The organism is Kitasatospora sp. NPDC042419 (assembly GCF_056437345.1).
In genome coordinates this window covers 1-23,352 of the sequence record NZ_JBWKAW010000058.1, presented here as the reverse complement: position 1 = coordinate 23,352, position 23,352 = coordinate 1, and the positions used below count along the sequence as shown (strand labels likewise).

The 23,352-nt window shown below is 76.0% G+C and carries 3 protein-coding genes; all 3 read left to right on the top strand.

Features of this window, described 5'->3' with window-relative positions; translation table 11 throughout:
- A partial coding sequence (locus tag AC067J_RS42635; RefSeq protein WP_478308233.1) for an acyl carrier protein occupies positions 1-822 on the top strand: 822 nt, incomplete at its 5' end.
- A 29-nt stretch (positions 823-851) separates the two neighbouring features.
- Positions 852-21,137 carry an SDR family NAD(P)-dependent oxidoreductase gene (locus AC067J_RS42630; protein WP_478308232.1) on the top strand — a complete coding sequence of 6,762 codons (20,286 nt, stop codon included), beginning with the start codon at positions 852-854 and terminating at the stop codon, positions 21,135-21,137.
- Between the two features lie 173 nt (positions 21,138-21,310).
- Positions 21,311-23,352: type I polyketide synthase (locus tag AC067J_RS42625; protein WP_478308231.1), on the top strand; the 2,042-nt coding region annotated here is incomplete at its 3' end.

The following is a 23,352-nucleotide window of genomic DNA, read 5'->3' as shown; positions in this document are numbered from 1 at the left end:
GCCGAACTGCGGTCCCAGGGCGTCCCGGCGGTCTCGCTGGCCTGGGGCCTGTGGGACGCCGGCATGGGCGAGACCCTCACCGACGCCGACCGCGACCGGCTGGCCCGCACCGGCTTCGGCGCCCTCACCTCCGCCGACGGACTCGCCGCCTTCGACGCCGCCCTCGCGGCCGGACGACCGCTGGCGGTGCCGATCGCCCTCGACCTCGGCGCGGTCCGGGCCGCGGCGGGTGCCGACGGCACCGTCCCCGAGCTGCTGAGCGGCCTGGTCACCGTGCCCCGCCGGGCCACGGACGCCGCACCCGCCCAGACCCTCGCGGACCGCCTCGCCCCGCTCGACGAGCCGGAGCGCGACCGGATCCTCCTCGACCTGGTCCGGGCCCGGACGGCCGGGATCCTCGGCTACGCCTCGCCCAAGGACGTCGAGCCCACCCGCGGATTCCTCGAACTCGGCTTCGACTCGCTGACCGTGGTGGAACTCCGCAACCGGCTGCACGCCGAGACCGGACTGCGCCTGGCGGCGACCCTGCTGTTCGACCACCCGTCACCGACCGCACTCGCCCGGCACCTCGCCGACCTGCTCCGCCCCGACCAGGCACCCGCGACCAGCGCCGCCGACGCCCTCTACGCCGGGATCGCCGGCCTGGAGGCGAGCCTGAAGGCCGCCGTCCTCGACGACGGCCACCGGGACGCGATCGGACAGCGACTTCGCACGCTCGCCGCCGGCCTGGCCGCGTCCGCGGACGGCCCCGGCACCGACGACATCCAGTCGGCGACCGCCGACGAGATCTTCGACCTCCTCGACGAGCTCGGCACCCAGTGAGCCGGCCCAACCCCGAAAGCGGCTCCGCCATGACATCCGTAAGCGAACCCGCAGGAACCGAGGAGAAGTACCTCGACTACCTCAAGCGCGCGGCGGCGAACCTGCGCGCCGCCCGCCAGCGGGTGGAGGAGCTGGAGTACCGGAACAGCGAGCCCCTGGCGATCATCGCCATGAGCTGCCGCTACCCCGGAGGGGTCGACGGCCCCGAGGACCTGTGGCGGCTGGTCGCCTCCGGCTCCGACGCGATCGGCGCCCCGCCGACCGACCGGGGCTGGGACGTCGAGGGCCTCTACGACCACGAGAGCGGCGAACTCGACCGGGAGGCCCGGCTCCAGGGCGGCTTCCTGCACGGGGCCGCGGGCTTCGACCCGGAGCTGTTCGGGATCTCGCCGCGCGAGGCGCTGGCGATGGACCCGCAGCAGCGGCTGCTGCTGGAGGCGACCTGGGAGGCGTTCGAGCGCGCCGGCCTCGACCCCACCGCGGCGTCCTTCCCCCGCACCGGGGTGTTCGCCGGGATCATGTACCACGACTACGGATCGCGGCCGCTGGAGCTGCCCGACGGCGTCGCCGGGTACCTCGGGAACGGCAACGCGGGCAGCGTGGCCTCGGGCCGGATCGCCTACACCTTCGGCCTGGAGGGCCCGGCGGTCACCGTCGACACCGCCTGCTCCTCGTCGCTGGTCGCCCTGCACCTCGCCGCCCAGGCGCTGCGCAACGGCGAGTGCGACCTCGCACTCGCCGGCGGCGTCACCGTCATGGCCACGCCGACCACCTTCGTCGAGTTCAGCCGCCAGGGCGGCCTGGCCGCCGACGGCCGGTGCAAGTCCTTCGCCGACGGCGCGGACGGCACCGGCTGGGGCGAGGGCGTCGGCATGCTCCTGGTGGAGCGGCTGTCGGACGCCCAGCGCCTGGGCCACCGCATCCTGGCGGTGGTACGGGGCACGGCCGTCAACCAGGACGGCGCCTCCAGCGGCCTGACGGCGCCGAACGGCCCGTCGCAGCAGCGGGTGATCCGGGCGGCACTGGCGCAGGCCGGTCTGTCCGCGTCCGAGGTGGACGCGGTGGAGGCGCACGGCACCGGCACCCGGCTGGGCGACCCGATCGAGGCGCAGGCCCTGCTGGCCACGTACGGGCAGGGCCGTGACGGCGAGCCGCTGTGGCTCGGGTCGGTGAAGTCCAACCTCGGGCACACCCAGGCCGCGGCCGGTGTCGCGGGCATCATCAAGATGGTGCAGGCGATGCGCCACGGGCTGCTCCCCGGCACGCTGCACGTCGACGCGCCGTCCTCGCAGGTCGACTGGTCGGCCGGCTCGGTCGAGCTGCTCACCGAGGCCCGCGACTGGCCGGCGACCGGCCGGCCGCGCCGCGCGGGCGTGTCGTCCTTCGGCATCAGCGGGACCAACGCGCACGTGATCGTCGAGGAGGCGCCCGCCGCCGCGCCGGCCGAGGAGCCGGCCGCGGAGCCGGGGACGCCGGCCGTGGTGCTGCCGGTGGTGCCGCTGGTGGTGACCGCGCGCTCCGCGGACTCGCTGGAGACGCAGCTGGAGCGGGTCCGGGCGCTGACCGCGGACCGCCTGGACGTCGGCGTGGCGCTGACCGCGCGGGCCGTGCTGGAGCAGCGTGCCGTCCTGCTGGGCGACACGGTGGTGCGGGGCGTGGCGGCCGAGGGCCGACCGGCGGTGGTGTTCACCGGTCAGGGTTCGCAGCGGGTCGGCATGGGCCGGGGGCTGTACGAGGCGTTCCCGGTGTTCGCGGCCGCCTTCGACGAGGTGTGTGCGGCGCTGGACCTGCCCTTGCACGAGGTCCTGGAGGACGGCGAGCGGCTGGAGCTGACCGGGTGGGCGCAGCCGGCGATCTTCGCGGTGGAGGTGGCGCTGCTGGCGCTGGTCCGCTCGTGGGGTGTGACGCCGGAGGTGGTGGCCGGTCACTCGGTCGGTGAGATCACGGCGGCGTACGCGGCCGGGGTGCTGAGCCTGGCGGACGCGGCGATGCTGGTGGCCGCGCGCGGCCGGCTGATGCAGGAACTGCCCGCCGGTGGCGCGATGCTGGCCGTCGGCGCGTCCGAGGCGGAGGTGCGCGAGGCGTTCCCCGATCTCGACCTCGCCGCCGTGAACGGGCCCGACGCCGTGGTGCTGTCCGGTCCCGAGCAGGACATCGCGGCGGCCGCCGGGCTGGCGGCCGAGCGCGGTTGGAAGACCTCCCGCCTGCGGACCAGCCACGCCTTCCACTCCCGGCTGATGGAGCCGATGCTGGAGGACTTCCGCGCCGTCGTGCGCGGTCTGACCTTCACCGAGCCGACCGTCCCCGCCGTCTCCACCGTCACCGGTGCCCCTGTCGTCGAAGGCCAGTGGACCGACCCCGAGTACTGGGTGCGACAGGTCCGCGAGCCCGTCCGCTTCGCTGAGGCCGTCGCCGCCCTCGAAGCCGACCGGATCCTCGAACTCGGCCCCGACGGCGTCCTCACCGCGCTGATCGCCCGGACGGGCAGCCCCGAGCTCACCGCCGTCGCCGCCCTGCGCCGCGACCGCGACGAAGCCGCCACGCTGCTCACCGCCGTCGCCGAGCTGTTCGTCCACGGCCAGCACGTCGAGTGGCGGGCCCTGTTCGACGGCACCGGCGCCCGCCCGGCCGACCTGCCCACCTACCCCTTCCACCGCCGGCGCTACTGGCTCGACACCGCGGCCGGCACCGGCGACGTCACCTCGGTCGGCCTCTACGCGTCCGACCATCCGCTGCTCGGCGCCGCCCTGCTGCTCGCCGACGGCGACGGCGCCCTGCTCACCGGCCGGCTGGCCGCGGGCACCCCGGGTTGGCTCGCCGACCACCAGGTGTTCGGGACCGTCCTCGTCCCGGGGACGGCGCTGCTCGACCTCGTCCTCGCCGCCGGGCGGCGGGTCGGCGCGAACGGCGTCGAGGAGCTGATCCTCCGCGAGCCCCTGGTGATCCCGCCGCAGGGCGGCGTCCGGCTGCAGGTCCGGGTCGGGCCCGCGGACGACGCGGACCGCCGCACGGTCACCGTCCACACCCAGCCGGAGGACGGCGACGCCGAGAGCTGGACCGCCCACGCCGAGGGCACGCTCGCCCCGGCCGCCGGGGCCGACGCCGACCTGAGCCTGGTCGCCTGGCCCCCGGCCGGCGCCGAAGAGCTCGCGATCGACGGACTCTACGACGCGCTCGCCGATGCCGGGCTGGCCTACGGGCCCGCCTTCCAGGGCCTGCGGAGGGTCTGGCGGGCCGACGGGACCGTCTTCGCCGAGGTCGCCGTCGACCAGCCGACCGACGGGCTCGTCGTGCACCCGGCGCTGTTCGACGCGGCGCTGCACGCGATCGGCGCGGGGGAGCTGCTCCCGGCCGGTGAGGTCCGGCTGCCGTTCGCCTTCACCGGCGTGCGGGTCACCGGCGCGGCCGGCAAGGAACTGCGCGTCCGCCTCTCCCGGGCGGACGGCGCGGACGCCGTGCGCCTGCTGCTCGCGGACGGCACCGGGATCCCGGTCGCCGAGGTCGACGCGCTTCAGCTCCGGCCGATGACGGCCCAGCAGCTCGCGCGCGGCGCGGCGGACCGGGTGCTGTTCGGTGTGGACTGGGTGGCGCAGGAGGTGTCCGCCTCGGCGGAGGCCTTGGTGCCGCTCGTGCTGGGTGCTCCGCTGCCGGAGGCTTCGGCCGGGGTGCTGGTGGTGGACGCGACGGCTCCGGGTTCTGCCCTGGACCGCTCCGCGGCCCTGCTCTCCCTGTTGCAGTCGTGGCTGGCTGATGACGCCCGGTCCGATTCCCGGTTGGTGGTGCGGACGTTCGGCGCCGCGGGTGAGGAGATCACGGACCCGGACGGTGCCGCCCTGTGGGGCCTGGTCCGTTCGGCGCAGGCCGAGCACCCGGACCGGATCCACCTGCTGGACGCCGCCGAGGACGGGTACTTCCCGGTGCCGCAGGCGGTCGTCCGGGACGGCGTGGTGAGCGTTCCGCGTCTGGTCCGGCTGTCCGCTTCCGCGTCCGACGCGGTCGGGTTCGGTGACGGTCCGGTGGTGGTCACCGGTGCCACGGGCACGCTGGGCCGGCTGGTCGCCAAGCACCTGGTGGAGGCTCACGGCGTTCGTGACCTGCTGCTGCTCTCCCGCTCGGGCGGCGACGCCGGTCTCGCGGAGGAGCTGGCTCCGGCCCGGGTGCGGGCGGTGGCCTGCGACGTGGCCGACGCCGAGGCCGTGGCCGCGGTGCTGCGGGAGGAGCCGGTCACGGCGGTGGTCCACGCCGCCGGTGTGCTGGACGACGGGACGCTGGAGTCCCTGACCCCGGAGCGGTTCGCCGCGGTGTTCCGGGCGAAGGTCGACGCCGCCCGGAACCTGGCGGCCGCGACGAAGGACCGGACGCTGTCGGCGTTCGTCCTCTACTCCTCGGCCTCGGGCCTGTTCGGCAACGCGGGCCAGGCCAACTACTCGGCCGCGAACACCTTCCTGGACGCCTACGCCGCCGAACTGCGGTCCCAGGGCGTCCCGGCGGTCTCGCTGGCCTGGGGCCTGTGGGACGCCGGCATGGGCGAGACCCTCACCGACGCCGACCGCGAGCGGATGCGGCGCGGCGGCGTCCTGCCGCTCACCGCCGAACAGGGCCTCGCCGCCTTCGACGCCGCGCTCGCCGCCGACCGCCCGCTCGTCGCGGCGCTGGCGGTCGACACCGCGGTGCTCCGTGAGGCAACCGGCGCACCGGCGCTGCTGCGCGGCCTGGTCCACACCCCCGCCCGGTCGACCGCCGGCACCGCACTCGGCCTGCGACTGGCCGACCTGCCCGCCGAGCAGCGCGTCACGGCGGTGCTCGGGCTGATCCGGGCCCAGGTGGCGGACGTGCTCGGCTACGACCGCGCCGAGGACGTCGATCCGAAGCGGGCCTTCAACGAGCTGGGCTTCGACTCGCTCACCGCGGTCGAGCTGCGCAACCGCCTCGCCTCCGCGACCGGGCTGCGGCTGCCGTCCACGCTGGTCTTCGACTACCCGAACGCCACCCTGCTGGCCGCTCACGTCGGTGAGGAACTGGCCGGTACGGTACCCGCCGCGGCCGCATCGGCGGCGCTCGCGCCGCGTGCCGACGAGCCGATCGCGATCGTCGGGATGGCCTGCCGGTTCCCCGGCGGCGTCGCCTCGCCGGAGGACCTGTGGGAGCTGGTCGCGGCGGGCCGGGACGGGATCGTGCCCTTCCCGGAGGACCGCGGCTGGGACGTCGAGAACCTCTACCACCCCGACCCGGACCACCCCGGCACCTCGTACGCCCGCGACGGCGGCTTCCTCGCCGGCGCCGCCGACTTCGACCCGGAGCTGTTCGGGATCTCGCCGCGCGAGGCACTGGCGATGGACCCGCAGCACCGGCTGCTGCTGGAGACCTCCTGGGAGGCCTTCGAGCGCGCCGGCGTCGACCCCCGGAACCTGCGCGGATCACGGACCGGTGTGTTCGCGGGCATCATGTACGGCGACTACGCGACCGTCCTGGAGCAGGCCGACGCGCAGGTCGAGGGCTTCATGGGGACCGGCGGCAGCATCGCGTCGGGCCGGGTGTCGTACACCTTCGGTCTGGAGGGGCCGGCGGTCACCGTCGACACGGCGTGTTCCTCGTCGTTGGTGGCGTTGCACCTGGCGGTGCAGGCGCTGCGCAGCGGGGAGTGTGAGCTGGCGCTGGCCGGTGGTGTGACGGTGATGGCGACTCCGGGGACGTTCGTCGGGTTCTCGCGGCAGCGGGGCCTGGCGGCGGACGGCCGGTGCAAGTCCTTCGCCGAGGGTGCGGACGGCACCGGTTGGGGCGAGGGCGTGGGCATGCTCCTGGTGGAGCGGCTGTCGGACGCGGAGCGGCTGGGCCACCCGGTCCTGGCGATCGTCCGCGGCAGCGCGGTCAACCAGGACGGCGCGTCGAACGGCCTCACGGCGCCGAACGGTCCCTCGCAGCAGCGGGTGATCCGTCAGGCGCTGGAGTCCGCGGGTCTCACCCCGCAGGACGTCGATGCCGTGGAGGCGCACGGCACGGGTACCTCGCTCGGTGACCCGATCGAGGCGCAGGCTCTGCTGGCGACCTACGGGCAGGGGCGTGACGGCGAGCCGCTGTGGCTCGGGTCGGTGAAGTCCAACCTCGGGCACACCCAGGCCGCGGCCGGTGTCGCGGGCATCATCAAGATGGTGCAGTCCATGCAGCACGGGCTGATGCCGCGCACCCTGCACGTGGACGCGCCGTCCTCGCAGATCGACTGGTCGGCCGGTGCGGTGGAGCTGCTCACCGAGGCCCGCGACTGGCCGGAGGCCGACCGGCCCCGCCGCGCCGCCGTCTCCTCCTTCGGCATCAGCGGCACCAACGCCCACGTCATCCTCGAAGCCGCACCGGCAGCCGCCCCGGCCACCGGGAACGCCGCCGCCACGCCGGACGACGTGCGGCCGCTGCCGGTCACCCCGGTCGTCCTCACCGCGGCGAGCGAGCGGTCCCTCACCGGGCAGGCCGACCGGCTCCGCAGGTACCTGCTGGCCCACCCGGACGCCTCGGTGGCCGATGCCGCCTGGACGCTCGCCGGGCGGACGGCGCTGCCCCGCCGGAGGGTGGTGCTGGCCGCCGACCGTGAGCGCCTGCTCTCGGCGCTCGCCGCGCCGCAACCGGCGACAGAGGCCCGGTCCGGCGCCCTTGCGGTGGTGTTCACCGGTCAGGGGTCCCAGCGGGTCGGCATGGGCCGCGAGTTGTACGACACCTTCCCGGTGTTCGCGGCCGCCTTCGACGAGGTGTGCGCGGCCCTGGACCTGCCGCTGCACGGGCTGGACGCGGAGCGGCTGGAGCAGACGGGTTCGGCGCAGCCGGCGATCTTCGCCGTCGAGGTGGCGCTGCTGGCGCTGGTCCGCTCGTGGGGTGTGACGCCGGACGTGGTGGCCGGTCACTCGGTCGGTGAGATCACCGCCGCCTACGCGGCCGGGGTGTTCACCCTCGCCGACGCGGCGAAGCTGGTGGCCGCGCGCGGCCGGCTGATGCAGGAACTGCCCGCCGGTGGCGGCATGCTGGCCGTCGGGGCGTCCGAGGCGGAGGTGCGCGGGGCGTTCCCCGATCTCGACCTCGCGGCCGTGAACGGGCCGGACGCCGTGGTGGTGTCCGGTGCCGAGGAGGACATCGCGGCGGCCGCCGAACTGGCGGCCGAGCGCGGTTGGAAGACCTCGCGGCTGCGGACCAGTCACGCGTTCCACTCCCGCCTGATGGAGCCGATGCTGGCGGACTTCCGCGCCGTCGTGCGCGGCCTGGCCTTCGCCGAGCCGGCCGTCCCCGCCGTCTCCACCGTCACCGGTGCCCCCGTCGTCGAAGGCCAGTGGACCGACCCCGAGTACTGGGTGCGACAGGTTCGCGAGCCCGTCCGCTTCGCCGCGGCGGCCGGGGCCCTGGGCGCCGCCGCAGTGCTCGAACTCGGACCGGACGCCGTCCTGACCGCGCTCGTCCGCGACGCGGACCCCGGCACGACGACGGCCGTCGCCGCGCTGCGCCGCGACCGGGACGAGGCCACCACCCTGCTCACCGCGCTCGCCGAGCTGTACGCGACCGGCCTCCCGGTCGACTGGAGGGCCGTGCTCGGCGGCGGCAGGCACGTCGACCTCCCCGGCTACGCCTTCGACCACCAGCACTTCTGGCCCCGCCGCCGGACCCTGCACGCGGCCGACGCCGCGGGCCTCGGCCTGACCGACACCGGCCACCCGCTGCTCGGGGCGACGATCGCGCTCCCCGACGCGACGGAGAGCGTGCTCACCGGCCGCCTGTCGGTCGCCACCCACCCGTGGCTGGCCGACCACACGGTCTTCGGCACCACGGTCGTCCCGGGCACCGCCCTGGTCGAGATGGCTCTCGCCGGCGGCGTCCGCGTCGGGGCGACGGTCCTCGACGAGCTGCTGCTCCAGGCGCCGCTGACCCTGCCCGCCTCCGGCGGTGCGCAGCTCAGGACCACGATCGGCGCACCGGACGCCGACGGGCGGCACCAGGTGGCCGTCCACGCCCGCACCGACGACGAGGCCCCCTGGGCGCTGCACGCGACCGGCGTCCTCTCCTCGGACGGCGCCGCCGCCACCGGGGACGACGCCGAGCTGGTGGTGTGGCCGCCGGCCGGTGCGGAGGAGCTCGGCCTGGACGGCCTGTACGAGGCGTTCGCGGACGCCGGCCTGGGCTACGGTCCGGCGTTCCAGGGCCTGCGACGGGCCTGGCGGGCCGACGGCTCGGTGTTCGCCGAGGTCACGGTCGACCAGTCGACCACCGGGTTCGGCGTGCACCCGGCGCTGTTCGACGCGGCGCTGCACGCGATCGGCGTCGGCGGGCTGATCACGGCCGACGGGGCCCAGCTGCCCTTCGCCTTCTCGGGCGTGCAGGTGCTGGGCGAGGCCGCCGGCACCCTGCGGGTCCGGCTCACGGCCGGGAGCTCCGCCGACTCCGTGCGGCTGCTGCTCGCCGACGAGACGGGTCTGCCGGTCGCCCGGGTCGAGGCGCTGACGCTGCGTCCGGTCTCGGCCGGGCAGCTGTCGCGTGGTGCGGCGGACCGGGTGCTGTTCGGTGTGGACTGGGTGGCGCAGGAGGTGTCCGCCTCGGCGGATGCGCCGGTCGTCATCTCGCTGGGCGACCGGCTGCCGGGCACCCCGGTGGCGGTGCTGGCCGTGGACGCGACGGCGGCGGGCACCGCGCTCGACCGCTCGGCCGCGCTGCTCTCCCTGTTGCAGTCCTGGCTGGCCGATGATGCCTGGTCCGATTCCCGGCTGGTGGTGCGGACGTTCGGCGCCGCGGGCGAGGAGATCTCGGACGCGGACGGTGCGGCCCTGTGGGGTCTGGTGCGCTCCGCGCAGTCGGAGCACCCGGACCGGATCCACCTGCTGGACGCCGCCGAGACCGCGCTGTACCCGGTCTCTCAGGCGGTCGTCCGCGATGGTGTGGTCACCGTCCCCCGTCTGGTCCGGCTGTCCGCTTCCGCGTCCGGCGCGGTGGAGTTCGGCGACGGCGCGGTGGTGGTCACCGGTGCCACGGGCACCCTGGGCCGGCTGGTCGCGCGGCATCTGGTGGAGGCGCACGGTGTGCGCCGGCTGGTGCTGCTGTCCCGTTCCGGCGGGACTGTGGAGGTCGACGGCGCCGAGGTGCGCGCGGTGGCCTGTGACGTGGCCGACGCGGACGCGGTGGCGCAGGCCCTGCGGGACGAGCCGGTCAGTGCGGTGGTCCACGCCGCCGGCCTGCTGGACGACGGCCTGCTCACCGACCTGACCCCGGAGCGGCTCGACGCCGTCTTCCGGGCGAAGGTCGACGCGGCCCGCAACCTCTTCGCCGCGACCAGGGACCGGACGCTGTCGGCGTTCGTCCTCTACTCCTCCGCCGCCGGTCTGTTCGGCAACGCCGGCCAGGCCAACTACGCCGCCGCGAACGCCTTCCTGGACGCCTACGCCGCCGAGCTGCGGTCCCAGGGCGTCCCGGCGGTCTCGCTCGCCTGGGGCCTGTGGGACGCCGGCATGGGCGAGACCCTCAGCGAGGCCGAGCGCGAGCGGATGCGGCGCGGCGGCGTCCTGGCGCTGACCGCCGAGCAGGGCCTCGCCGCCTTCGACGCCGCCCTCACCGGCGGGCGCCCGCTCGTCGCGGCGCTGGGCGTGGACACCGCGGTGCTCCGTGCCGCCGACTCCGTGCCACCGCTGCTCTCCGGCCTGGTCCCCGGCCGTGCCGTGGCCGCGCCGGGCAGCCCGCTCGCCCAGCGGCTCGCCACGCTTCCCGGCCACGAGCGGACCAGGGCGCTGCTCGCGCTGGTCAGCGGTCAGGTCACCGCCGTGCTCGGGTACGCGTCACCCGACCTGCTCGACCCCGAGCGGGCCTTCAACGAGCTGGGCTTCGACTCGCTGACCGCGGTCGAGCTGCGCAACCGCCTGAACGCGGTGACGGGGCTGCGGCTGCCGTCCACGCTGGTCTTCGACTACCCGAACGCCACCCTGCTGGCCGGGTTCCTCGACGAGCGGATGTCCCGTACGCACGGGCCCGCCGTCACGCCCGCCCACCGCACCCGGGTGGACGACGAGCCGATCGCGATCGTCGGGATGGCCTGCCGCTACCCCGGCGGCGTCGCCTCCCCGGAGGACCTCTGGGAGCTGGTCGCGGCGGGCCGGGACGGCATCGGGTTCTTCCCCGGCGACCGCGGCTGGGACGTCGAGAACCTCTACCACCCGGACCCGGACCACCCCGGCACGTCCTACACCCGCGAGGGCGGATTCCTCTACGGCGCGGGGGACTTCGACCCGGGCCTGTTCGGGATCTCGCCGCGCGAGGCGCTGGCGATGGACCCGCAGCAGCGACTGCTGCTGGAGACGTCCTGGGAGGCCTTCGAGCGCGCCGGGATCGACCCGCTCGGCCTGCGCGGCTCACGCACCGGGGTGTTCGCGGGCGTGATGTACCACGACTACGGCTCGCAGACCGCCGAGGTGCCGCCCGGTGTGGAGGGCTTCCTCAGCACGGGCAGCTCCGGCAGCGTCGCCTCCGGCCGGGTGTCCTACACCTTCGGCCTGGAGGGGCCGGCGGTCACCGTCGACACGGCGTGCTCCTCCTCCCTGGTCGCCCTGCACCTCGCCGTGCAGGCCCTGCGCAGCGGCGAGTGCGACGCGGCGCTGGCCGGTGGCGTGACCGTCATGGCGACCCCGAACACCTTCATCGGCTTCTCCCGCCAGCGCGGACTCGCCGCCGACGGCCGGTGCAAGTCCTTCGCCGACGGCGCGGACGGCACCGGCTGGAGCGAGGGTGTCGGCATGCTCCTGGTGGAGCGGCTCGCAGACGCCGAGCGCCTGGGCCACCCGGTCCTGGCGATCGTCCGCGGCAGCGCCGTCAACCAGGACGGCGCCTCCAACGGCCTCACCGCCCCCAACGGCCCCTCGCAGCAGCGGGTGATCCGTCAGGCGCTGGAGTCCGCGGGTCTCACCCCGCAGGACGTGGACGCCGTGGAGGCGCACGGCACCGGTACCTCGCTCGGCGACCCGATCGAGGCCCAGGCCCTGCTGGCGACCTACGGCCAGGGCCGTGCCGGCGAGCCGCTGTGGCTCGGTTCGGTCAAATCCAACCTCGGCCACACGCAGGCCGCCGCCGGCGTCGCCGGGATCATCAAGATGGTGCAGTCCATGCAGCACGGGCTGATGCCGCGCACCCTGCACGTGGACGCGCCGTCCTCGCAGGTCGACTGGTCCGCCGGTGCGGTGGAACTGCTCACCGAGGCCCGCGACTGGCCGGAGGCCGACCGGCCGCGCCGCGCCGCCGTCTCCTCCTTCGGCATCAGCGGCACCAACGCCCACGTCATCCTCGAAGCCCCGGCGCACGAGCCGGCGCCCGCCCCCGGCACGGAACTGCCGGTCGTCCCCCTGGTGTTCACCGCCGCGGAGCCGGACGCGCTGCGCGAGGCCGCCGAGCGGTTCCGCCGGGGCCTGGCGACCGACGAGCCGCTGGACCGGGCCGGCCGGGCCCTGGCCGCCCGAGCGCGCCTGCGCTATCGGGCGGTCCTCCTCGCCGACGACCGCGCCGGGCTGGACGAAGGGCTGGCGGCGGTGGCCGCCGGGGTCCACCCGCTGACCGGGGTGGCGGGCAACGGCCGGCTGGCCGTCGTCTTCACCGGTCAGGGGTCGCAGCGCGTCGGCATGGGCCGGGAGCTGTACGAGGCCTTCCCGGTGTACGCGGCCGCGTTCGACGAGGTGTGCGCGGCGCTGGACCTGCCGCTGCACGATGTCCTGGGGGACAAGGAGCGGCTCGACCTGACCGGTTGGGCGCAGCCGGCGATCTTCGCCGTCGAGGTGGCGCTGCTGGCGCTGGTCCGCTCCTGGGGCGTCGAGCCGGACGTCGTGTCCGGACACTCGATCGGTGAGATCACCGCCGCCTACGCGGCCGGGGTGTTCACCCTGGCCGACGCGGCCACGCTGGTCGCCGCCCGCGGCCGGCTGATGCAGGCGCTGCCCGCCGGTGGCGCGATGCTCGCCGTCGGGGCGTCCGAGGCCGAGGTGCGCGAGGCGTTCCCGGACGTCGACGTCGCGGTGGTGAACGGGCCCGACGCCGTGGTGCTCTCCGGCGCCGAGGGCGACATCACGGTGATCGCCGAACTCGCGGCGGAGCAGGGCTGGAAGACCAGCCGCCTGCGGACCAGCCACGCGTTCCACTCCCGCCTGATGGAGCCGATGCTGGCGGAGTTCCGCACGGTCGTCGGCGCCCTGTCTCTCGCCGAGCCGACCCTGGCCGCCGTCTCCACGGTGACCGGCGAGGCAGTGACCCCCGGCCGGTGGACCGACCCCGAGTACTGGGTGCGCCAGGTCCGCGAGCCCGTCCGGTTCGCCGACGCCGTCGTCGCCCTCGACGCCGACCGGGTCCTCGAACTGGGCCCGGACGGCGTGCTCACCGCGCTGATCGGCGACCTCCGCCCGGAGCTGACCTCCGTCGCCGCGCTGCGCCGCGACCGGGACGAGGCCATGGCGCTGCTCACCGCGGCGGCCGAGCTGTTCGTCCACGGGCAGCGCGTCGAGTGGCGGGCGGTGCTCGGCGACGGCGCCCGCGCCGACCTGCCCACCTACCCGTTCCGGCACCAGCGGTTCTGGCTGGAGCCGACGCCGCCGACCGGCGACGTGACCGCCGCGGGCCTCGACGCCCCGGACCACCCGCTGCTCGCAGCCGTGGTCGAACTCCCGGACTCCGGCGCGCTGTTGTTCACGGGCACGCTCGCCGCGGGAGCCCGTCCCTGGCTCGCCGACCACCGCGTCCACGGCACGCCGGTCCTGCCGGGCACCGCGCTGGTCGAGCTGGCCCTCGCGGCCGGCGCCCGGGTCGGAGCCCCGGTCGTCGACGAACTCGTGCTGCGGGACCCGTTGACGCTGCCCGACGGCGTGACCGTCCGGCTGCGGGTGCTGGTCGCCGCGCCCGACGACACCGGCCGGCGCGCGCTCACCGTCTACTCCCGTCCCGACGACGAGTCCACCGCCTGGACCACGCACGCCACGGGCCTGCTCACCGAGGAGACCCGGCCCGGGGCCGGGGACGACGCCGAGCTGGTGGTGTGGCCGCCGGCCGGTGCGGAGGAGCTCGGCCTGGACGGCCTGTACGAGGCGTTCGCGGACGCGGGCCTGGGCTACGGTCCGGCGTTCCAGGGCCTGCGACGGGCCTGGCGGCGCGGCGGCTCGGTGTTCGCCGAGGTCACGACCGGGGAGGCGGTCGACGGGTTCGGTGTGCACCCGGCGCTGTTCGACGCGGCGCTGCACGCGATCGGCGTCGGCGGGCTGATCGCGGCCGACGGGGCCCAGCTGCCCTTCGCCTTCTCCGGCGTCCGCTGGGAGCGGCCGGCGGGCACGGCGCTGCGGGTGCGGCTGGAGGCCGGCCCGTCCGCGGGTGCGGTGCGGCTCGCCCTGGCCGACGCCTCCGGACTTCCGGTGGCCGAGGTCGACGGCCTGGTGCTCCGCCCCGTGGCGGCGGGGCAGCTGTCGCGCGGTGCGGCGGACCGGGTGCTGTTCGGTGTGGACTGGGTGGCGCAGGAGGTGTCCGCCTCGGCGGATGTGCCGGTCGTCATCTCGCTGGGTGACCGGCTGCCGGACACCCCGGTGGCGGTGCTGGCCGTGGACGCGACGGCGGCGGGCACTGCGCTCGACCGCTCGGCCGCGCTGCTCTCCCTGTTGCAGTCCTGGCTGGCCGATGACGCCTGGGCGGAATCCCGGCTGGTGGTGCGGACGTTCGGCGCCGCGGGCGAGGAGATCTCGGACGCGGACGGTGCGGCCCTGTGGGGTCTGGTGCGCTCCGCGCAGTCGGAGCACCCGGACCGGATCCACCTGCTGGACGCCGCCGAGACCGCGCTGTACCCGCTGCCGCAGGCGGTGGTGCGTGACGGCACGGTGCGCGTTCCGCACCTGGCCAGGCTCTCCGGATCGGCCTCCGGCGCGGTGGAGTTCGGCGACGGCGCGGTGGTGGTCACCGGTGCCACGGGCACCCTGGGCCGGCTGGTCGCGCGGCATCTGGTGGAGGCGCACGGTGTGCGCCGGCTGGTGCTGCTGTCCCGTTCCGGCGGGAGCGTGGAGGTCGACGGCGCCGAGGTGCGCGCGGTGGCCTGTGACGTGGCCGACGCGGACGCGGTGGCGCAGGCCCTGCGGGGCGAGTCCGTGAGCGCGGTGGTCCACGCCGCCGGTGTGCTGGACGACGGGACGCTGGAGTCCCTGACCCCGGAGCGGCTCGACGCCGTCTTCCGGGCGAAGGTCGACGCGGCCCGCAACCTCTTCGCCGCGACCAGGGACCGGACGCTGTCGGCGTTCGTCCTCTACTCCTCCGCCGCCGGTCTGTTCGGCAACGCCGGCCAGGCCAACTACTCGGCCGCGAACGCGTTCCTGGATGCCTACGCCGCCGAGCTGCGGTCCCAGGGCGTCCCGGCGGTCTCGCTCGCCTGGGGCCTGTGGGACGCCGGCATGGGGGAGTCGCTCACCGACGCCGACCGTGAGCGGATGCGGCGCGGCGGCGTTCTGGCGCTGACCGCCGAGCAGGGCCTCGCCGCCTTCGACGCCGCCCTCACCGGCGGGCGTCCGCTCGTCGCTCCGCTGGTGATCGACACCACCGCACTGCGCAACGCGCCCTCCGTCCCGCCGCTCCTGCAGGGCCTCGCGCCGTCCAGGGCCCGCGCCCGGACGGCGAACGGGCTCGGACAGCGGCTCGCGGCGCTGCCCCGCGCCGAACGCGACCACGCCGTTCTCGGCCTGGTCCGGGCCCAGGTGGCCGAGGTGCTCGGACACTCCGCCGCCGACCAGGTGGCGGCCGGCCGGGCCTTCAACGAGCTGGGCTTCGACTCGCTCACCGCGGTCGACCTGCGCAACCGCCTGACCGCCGCGACCGGTCTGCGGCTGCCGTCGACGCTGGTCTTCGACTACCCGACGGTGGCGGCCCTGGCGGGCTTCGTGTCCGGGGAACTCGCCGGTCGCGACGCCCCCGCCACCCTGGCCGCCTCCACCTCCACCGCCGGAACCGACCTCGACGAGCCGATCGCGATCGTCGGGATGGCGTGCCGCTACCCCGGTGGTGTGGCCTCGCCGGAGGACCTGTGGGAGCTGGTCGCGGCGGGCCGGGACGGGATCGTGCCCTTCCCGGAGGACCGTGGCTGGGACGTGGAGAACCTCTACCACCCGGACCCGGACCACCCCGGCACGTCCTACACCCGGCACGGCGGATTCCTGTACGGCGCCGGGGACTTCGACCCGGAGGTGTTCGGGATCTCGCCGCGCGAGGCGCTCGCGATGGACCCGCAGCACCGGCTGCTGCTGGAGACCTCGTGGGAGGCCTTCGAGCGCGCCGGCGTCGACCCGCTCGGCCTGCGCGGCTCGCGCACGGGTGTGTTCGCGGGCGTGATGTACAACGACTACGGCCTGGTACTCGACCAGTCCACCGACAACGCCGAGGGCTTCCTCGGCACGAGCGGCAGCGTCGCCTCCGGCCGCGTGTCGTACACCTTCGGCCTGGAGGGGCCGGCGGTGACCGTCGACACGGCGTGTTCCTCGTCGTTGGTGGCGTTGCACCTGGCGGTGCAGGCGCTGCGCAGCGGGGAGTGTGAGCTGGCGCTGGCCGGTGGTGTGACGGTGATGGCGACTCCGGGGACGTTCGTCGGGTTCTCGCGGCAGCGGGGCCTGGCGGCCGACGGCCGGTGCAAGTCCTTCGCCGAGGGCGCGGACGGCACCGGTTGGGGCGAGGGCGTGGGCATGCTCCTGGTGGAGCGGCTGTCGGACGCGGAGCGGCTGGGTCACCCGGTCCTGGCGATCGTCCGGGGCAGTGCCGTCAACCAGGACGGCGCGTCGAACGGCCTCACGGCGCCGAACGGTCCCTCGCAGCAGCGGGTGATCCGTCAGGCGCTGGAGTCCGCGGGTCTCACCCCGCAGGACGTCGACGCCGTGGAGGCGCACGGCACCGGTACCTCGCTCGGCGACCCGATCGAGGCCCAGGCCCTGCTGGCGACCTACGGGCAGGGCCGTGACGGCGAGCCGCTGTGGCTCGGGTCGGTGAAGTCCAACCTCGGCCACACCCAGGCCGCGGCCGGTGTCGCGGGGATCATCAAGATGGTCCAGTCGATGAAGCACGGCGTCCTCCCCGGCACCCTGCACGTGGACGAGCCCTCCTCGCAGATCGACTGGTCCGCCGGTGCGGTGGAGCTGCTCACCGAGGCCCGCGACTGGCCGACGGCCGACCGGCCGCGCCGCGCCGCCGTCTCCTCCTTCGGCATCAGCGGCACCAACGCCCACGTCATCCTCGAAGCCGCACCGGCCGCCGCCCCGGCCACCGGGACCACCGCCGCCACGCCGGACGACGTACGACCGCTGCCGGTCACCCCGGTCGTCCTCGCGGCGGCCGACGAGGACGCCCTGCGCGTGCTGGCGGACCGCCTTGCCGAGCGCGGTGAGCTCCCGCTCGACCGGCTCGCGGCGGGCCTCGCCCGCCGGGCCGCCCTGCCGCAGCGCGCGGTGTTCCTCGCCGAGGACCGTGCGGGGCTGCAGGAGTCGCTGGGTGCGTTCACCGAGCGGGCCGTGACCGGAACGGCCGTCGAGGGCCGTCTGGCGGTGGTCTTCACCGGCCAGGGGTCCCAGCGCGTCGGCATGGGCCGCGAGTTGTACGACACCTTCCCGGTGTTCGCGGCCGCGTTCGACGAGGTGTGCGCGGCGCTGGACCTGCCGCTGCACGACGTCCTGGGGGACAAGGACCGGCTCGACCTGACCGGTTGGGCGCAGCCGGCGATCTTCGCGGTCGAGGTGGCGCTGCTGGCGCTGGTCCGCTCGTGGGGTGTGACGCCGGACGTGGTGGCCGGTCACTCGATCGGTGAGATCACCGCCGCCTACGCGGCCGGGGTGCTCACCCTGGCCGACGCGGCCACGCTGGTGGCGGCCCGCGGCCGGCTGATGCAGGAACTCCCCTCCGGCGGCGCGATGCTGGCCGTCGGCGCGTCCGAGGCGGAGGTGCGCGAGGCCTTCCCCGGCCTCGACCTCGCGGCCGTGAACGGGCCGGACGCCGTGGTGCTGTCCGGTCCCGAGCAGGACATCGCGGCCGCCGCCGAACTGTCGGCGGAACGCGGGTGGAAGACCAACCGCCTGCGGACCAGCCACGCCTTCCACTCCCGCCTGATGGAACCGATGCTGAAGGAGTTCCGCACGGTCGTGGAGACGCTCGCCTTCGCCGAGCCCGTCACCCCCGCCGTCTCGACCGTCACCGGCGCCCCCGTCGCCGAGGGCGAGTGGACCGACCCCGAGTACTGGGTCGACCAGGTCCGCCGCCCCGTCCGCTTCGCCGACGCCGTCACCGCCCTCGACGCCCGCCGGGTGCTGGAACTCGGCCCCGACGGCGTCCTCACCGGCCTCGTCGGCCACGTCGACCCCGACCTCGGCGCGGTCGCCGCGCTGCGCCGGGACCGGCCCGAGCCGCACACGCTGCTCCGGGCGGTCGCCGAGCTGTTCGTCCAGGGCCACCCGGTCGACTGGACCGCAGTGGTCGGCCGCCGGGCCTCCGGGGACCTGCCGACCTACCCGTTCCGGCACCGGCGGTTCTGGCCGCGCCCGCGCACCGGCTCCACCGGTGACGTCACCGGTCTCGGCCTGACCGGCACCGGCCACCCGATCCTCGGTGCGGCAGCGGAGGTCCCGGGATCCGACGTGGTGCTGTTCACCGGTTCGCTCTCGGAGGCCGCCCACCCGTGGGCGGTCGACCACACCGTCCACGGCCGCACGGTCGTGCCGGGCGCGGCGCTGGCCGAGATGGTCCTGGCGGCCGGCGCCCGGGTGGGCACCCCGGTGCTGGAGGAACTGCTGCTGAAGGCCCCGCTCGTGCTCCCCGGCCGGGAGACCGTGCAGGTCCGGGTCACGGTCGGCGCGCCGGACGACGCCGACAGCCGGCCGGTGGCGGTCCACTCCCGGACCGGGGCCGAGGCGCCCTGGACCGAGCACGCCGGCGGTCTGCTGTCCGATCGTGCCGGGGACGAGCCGGCCGCCGTCACCGTGCCGGCCGGGGCCGAGGAGATCGACCTCGCCGGGTTCTATCCGGCGATGGACGCCGCCGGGCTCGGGTACGGGCCGGTGTTCCAGGGCCTGCGCCGGGCGTGGCGGGCCGGGGACGAGGTGTTCGCCGAGGTCGAGGTCGCCGAACCGCCCGCGGGCTTCGCGCTCCACCCGGCGCTGCTGGACGGCGCGCTGCACGCCATCGCCGCCGGCGGGCTGATCACGGGGACCGACGTCCACCTGCCGTTCGCGTTCTCCGGTGTCCGGCTGGTGGCCGGCGGCGCGACCGCGCTGCTGGTCCGGCTGACCCCGGACGGGCCCGGCGGGGTGCGTCTGGCGATCGCGGACGGTGCCGGGCTGCCGGTGGCCGAGGTCGAACGGGTCGCGCTGCGGCCGGTCGCCGCGGCGCCGGCCGAGGACACGGCCGGGCTCTACACGGTGGAGTGGCGGCCCGCGCCCGTGGCGGTCACCGGCGGGGACACGACCGGCTGGCACCGCCTGCCGTTCGGCGAGCCGCTGCCGTCCCTGCCCGGGACCCCGGTCGTCGTGCTCGACGCCACCGCCTCGCCGGAGGCCGCCCCGGCCGCGGTCCGGCAGGCGCTCGAAACCGCGCTCGGCACGCTCCGGGCGTGGGTCGCCGACCCGGACGGGGCGGGCCACCTGGTGGTGCTGACCTCGGGCGCGGTCGCCACGAGCCCGGCCGACCCCGTGCCCGGGCTGGCGCATGCCGCGCTCTGGGGCCTGGTCCGTGCCGCCCAGACCGAGAACCCCGGCCGGATCACCCTGATCGACACCGACACCGACACCGACACCAGCACCACGACCGGCACCGGATCCGCGGGCCGTGCGCTCGCCGCCGGCATCGTCGAGGCCGGGCTCACGCAGGCGGCGGTCCGCGCCGGCGCCGTCCTGGTCCCGCGCCTGGCCGCGGCCCCGGCCGCACCGGCCCGGCCGGCCTCGCCCGGCGGCCCCGGCGACTCCGGTGACAGCGCGTCGCCCGCGCCCAGCCTCGGCGCCGGGACGGTCGTGCTCACCGGCGCCACCGGAGCGCTCGGCACCGCGCTGGCCCACCACTTGGTCGCCGCCCACGGGGTGAAGGACCTGCTGCTGGTCAGCCGGCGCGGCCCGGACGCACCCGGCGCCGCGGCCCTGGTGGACGAACTGTCCGCCGCCGGTGCCGCCGTCCGCCTGGAGGCCTGCGACCTGGCCGACCCGGCCGCCGTCCGGCGGCTGCTCGGCCCCGTCGAGGTCGGCGCGGTGCTGCACGCCGCCGGTACCACGGACGACGCGGTGCTCACCCGGCTGACGCCGGACCGGCTCGCGGCCGTCCTGGCCGCCAAGGTGGACGCGGCGGTCAACCTGCGCGCGGCCACCGCGGACCGGCCGCTCGCCGCGTTCGTGCTGTTCTCCTCCGTCGCCGGCCTGCTCGGCAACGCCGGCCAGGCGAACTACGCCGCGGCCAACACCTTCCTGGACGCCTACGCCGCGCGGCTGCGGACCGAGGGCGTCCCGGCCACCTCGCTGGCGTGGGGGCTGTGGGAGACCGGTCTCGGCGCCGCCCTGACCGACTCCCTCCGTGACCGGCTCCGCGGCGGCGGGATCGTGCCGCTGCCGACCGGTGCCGCGCTCGCCCTGTTCGACGCGGCCCTCCGCACGGACGCCGCCCTGCTCGCCCCGGTCGGGCTCGACCTGGGCGCGCTCCGCCCGGCGGCGGCCGCCGGACGGCTCCCGGAGCTGCTCACCGGCCTGGTGCCGGCGCCGGCCCGCACGGAGGTCCGGGCGGAGGCCCGTCCGGCCGTCGCCGCGGGTGGCCGGGACCGCGCGCTGACCAGGCAGCTGGCGGCGATGACCGCCGCCGAGCAGACCCGTACGCTGCTCGGGCTGGTCCGCACGCACGCCGTCGCCGTCCTCGGCCACACCGGCCCGGCCGGGATCGGGGACACCCGGGTCTTCGGCGAGCTGGGCTTCGACTCGCTCACCGCGGTCGAGTTCCGCAACCGCCTGGCCGCCGACACCGGTCTGCGGCTCGCGCCGACGCTGATCTTCGACCACCCGACGCCGCTGGCGCTGGCCGAGGCCCTGCGCGGCCGGCTCGCCCCCGCGGCGGTGGAGGGCGACGCGGCGCTCCTGGCCGAACTGGCCGGGCTGGAGGCGAGCCTGGCGGCGAGCACGCCGAGCGAGGCGATCCGGACCGCCGTCGGGCTCCGGCTGCGGGCGATGCTCGCCGACTGGGCGAGCAGCGACGGGCCGGCCGACGGCCCGTCGGACACCGCGGCCGACGCCGACATCGCCGAAGCCGACGACGACGAGCTGTTCAGCCTGCTCGACGACGAACTCGGCACGCACTGACCCACCCGCGCCACCCGCGCCACCCGCACGCACCGACCCTCCGCGCTACCGACCCTCCGCGCTACCGACCCTCCGCGCCACCGGCGCGAACCGACCCTCCCGAGCGACCGGCGCGAGCCGACCCCGGGCGATCGGCGCGAACTGACCCACCAAGCAAATGGAGTTGGCGAGACATGGACACCGAAGCGAAGCTCCGCGACTACCTCAAGCGGGCGACCGCCGACCTTCGTCAGGCCCGTCGCGACCTCGTCGACGTCCAGGAGAAGGCCGCCGAACCGATTGCGATCGTCGGGATGGCCTGCCGCTACCCCGGCGGAGTGCGCACGCCCGGACAGCTCTGGGACCTGCTCGACGCGGGCCGTGACGCGATCGCCGGCTTCCCGCAGGACCGCGGCTGGGCGGTGGAGGAGGGCGACTTCGCCCAGGAGGGCGGCTTCCTCGACGAGGCGGGCGCGTTCGACCCCGCCGTCTTCGGCATCTCCCCGCGCGAGGCGCTGGCCATGGACCCGCAGCAGCGGCTCCTGCTGGAGTGCGCGTGGGAGACCTTCGAGCGGGCCGGGCTCGACCCGCTCGGCGTCAAGGGGTCGCGCACCGGCGTCTTCGCCGGCGTCATGTACCACGACTACGCCGCCCAGCTCACCTCGCTCCCGGAGGGCGTCGAGGGCTACCTGGCCACCGGCACCTCCGGCAGCATCATCTCGGGCCGGGTCGCCTACACCTTCGGGCTGGAGGGCCCGGCGGTCACCATCGACACGGCCTGTTCCTCCTCGCTGGTCGCGCTGCACCTGGCCGTGCAGTCGCTGCGCCGGGGCGAGTGCGCGATGGCGCTCGCCGGCGGTGTCACCGTGATGGCGGGCCCGAGCACCTTCGTCGAGTTCGCCCGGCAGGGCGGGCTGGCCGCCGACGGCCGCTGCAAGCCGTTCGCGGCCGCCGCCGACGGCACCGGCTGGGCCGAGGGCGCGGGGCTGCTGCTGGTCGAGCGGCTGTCGGACGCGCAGCGCCTGGGCCACCCGGTGCTCGCCGTGGTCCGGGGCAGCGCGGTGAACCAGGACGGCGCCTCCAACGGGCTGACGGCGCCGAACGGCCCCTCCCAGCAGCGGGTGCTCCTCGACGCACTGGCCGACGCCCGCCTCACGCCGGCCCAGGTCGACGCGGTGGAGGCGCACGGCACCGGCACCCGGCTGGGCGACCCGATCGAGGCCCAGGCCCTGCTGGCCACCTACGGCCAGGACCGTGAGGGCGAGCCGCTGTGGCTGGGCTCGCTGAAGTCGAACCTCGGGCACACCCAGGCCGCGGCGGGCGTCGGCGGGATCATCAAGATGGTCGAGGCCATGCGCCGTGGTGTGCTGCCGAAGACGCTGCACGTCGACGCGCCGTCCCCGCACATCGACTGGACGTCCGGCGCGCTGGAGCTGCTCACCGAGGCCCGGCCCTGGCCGGCGCTGGACCGCCCCCGCCGGGCCGCGGTCTCCTCGTTCGGGTTCAGCGGCACCAACGCCCACGTCGTCCTCGAACAGGCTCCGGCCGCCGCCGAGGCACCGTCGGGCACCACGCCGCTCGTCCCGCTGCCGCTGGCCGGGGCCGACCTGGAGGGCCTGCGGGCGCAGGCCGCCGCGGTCCGCGAGCACCTGGGCGCCGGCGCCTCGCTTGCCGACGTGGGGGCGACCCTGACGAGCCGGGCGGGTCTGCCGGTCCGCGCGGTGGCGTGGGACGAGGAGGGCCTGGAGGCGGTCGCCGCCGGTCTCGGCCAGGTCGCCGGTTCGCCGCTGGGCAGCTCGGACGTGGTGTTCGTGTACCCGGGGCAGGGTGGTCAGTGGCTGGGCATGACGGTGGGTCTGCTGGATTCGCCGGCGTTCGCGGAGCGGTTGCGGGAGTGTGACGCGGCGCTGCTGCCGCTGACGGGCTTCTCGGTGGAGGCGGTGCTGCGCGGCTCCGAGGACTGGCTGGCGCGGGTGGAGGTCGTGCAGCCGGTGCTGTGGGCGGTGGGCGTGGCGCTGACCGCGTGGTGGGAGTCGTTCGGGGTGGTGCCCGCCGCGGTGGTGGGTCACTCGCAGGGCGAGGTCGTGGCCGCCGTGGTCTCGGGCGCGCTGTCGGTCGAGGACGGCGCTCGCGTCGTCGCCGCGCGGTCCGGGGCGCTGGTGGACCTCACCGGTGACGGCGGGATGCTGTCGGTGAACGCGCCGGTGGCGGACGTGGAGCGGTGGCTGGAGCCGTC

Coding starts and splice junctions, on each gene's coding strand:
- AC067J_RS42630 (WP_478308232.1), top strand. CDS start 852: ATGACATCCGTAAGCGAACCCGCAGGAACCGAGGAGAAGTACCTCGAC.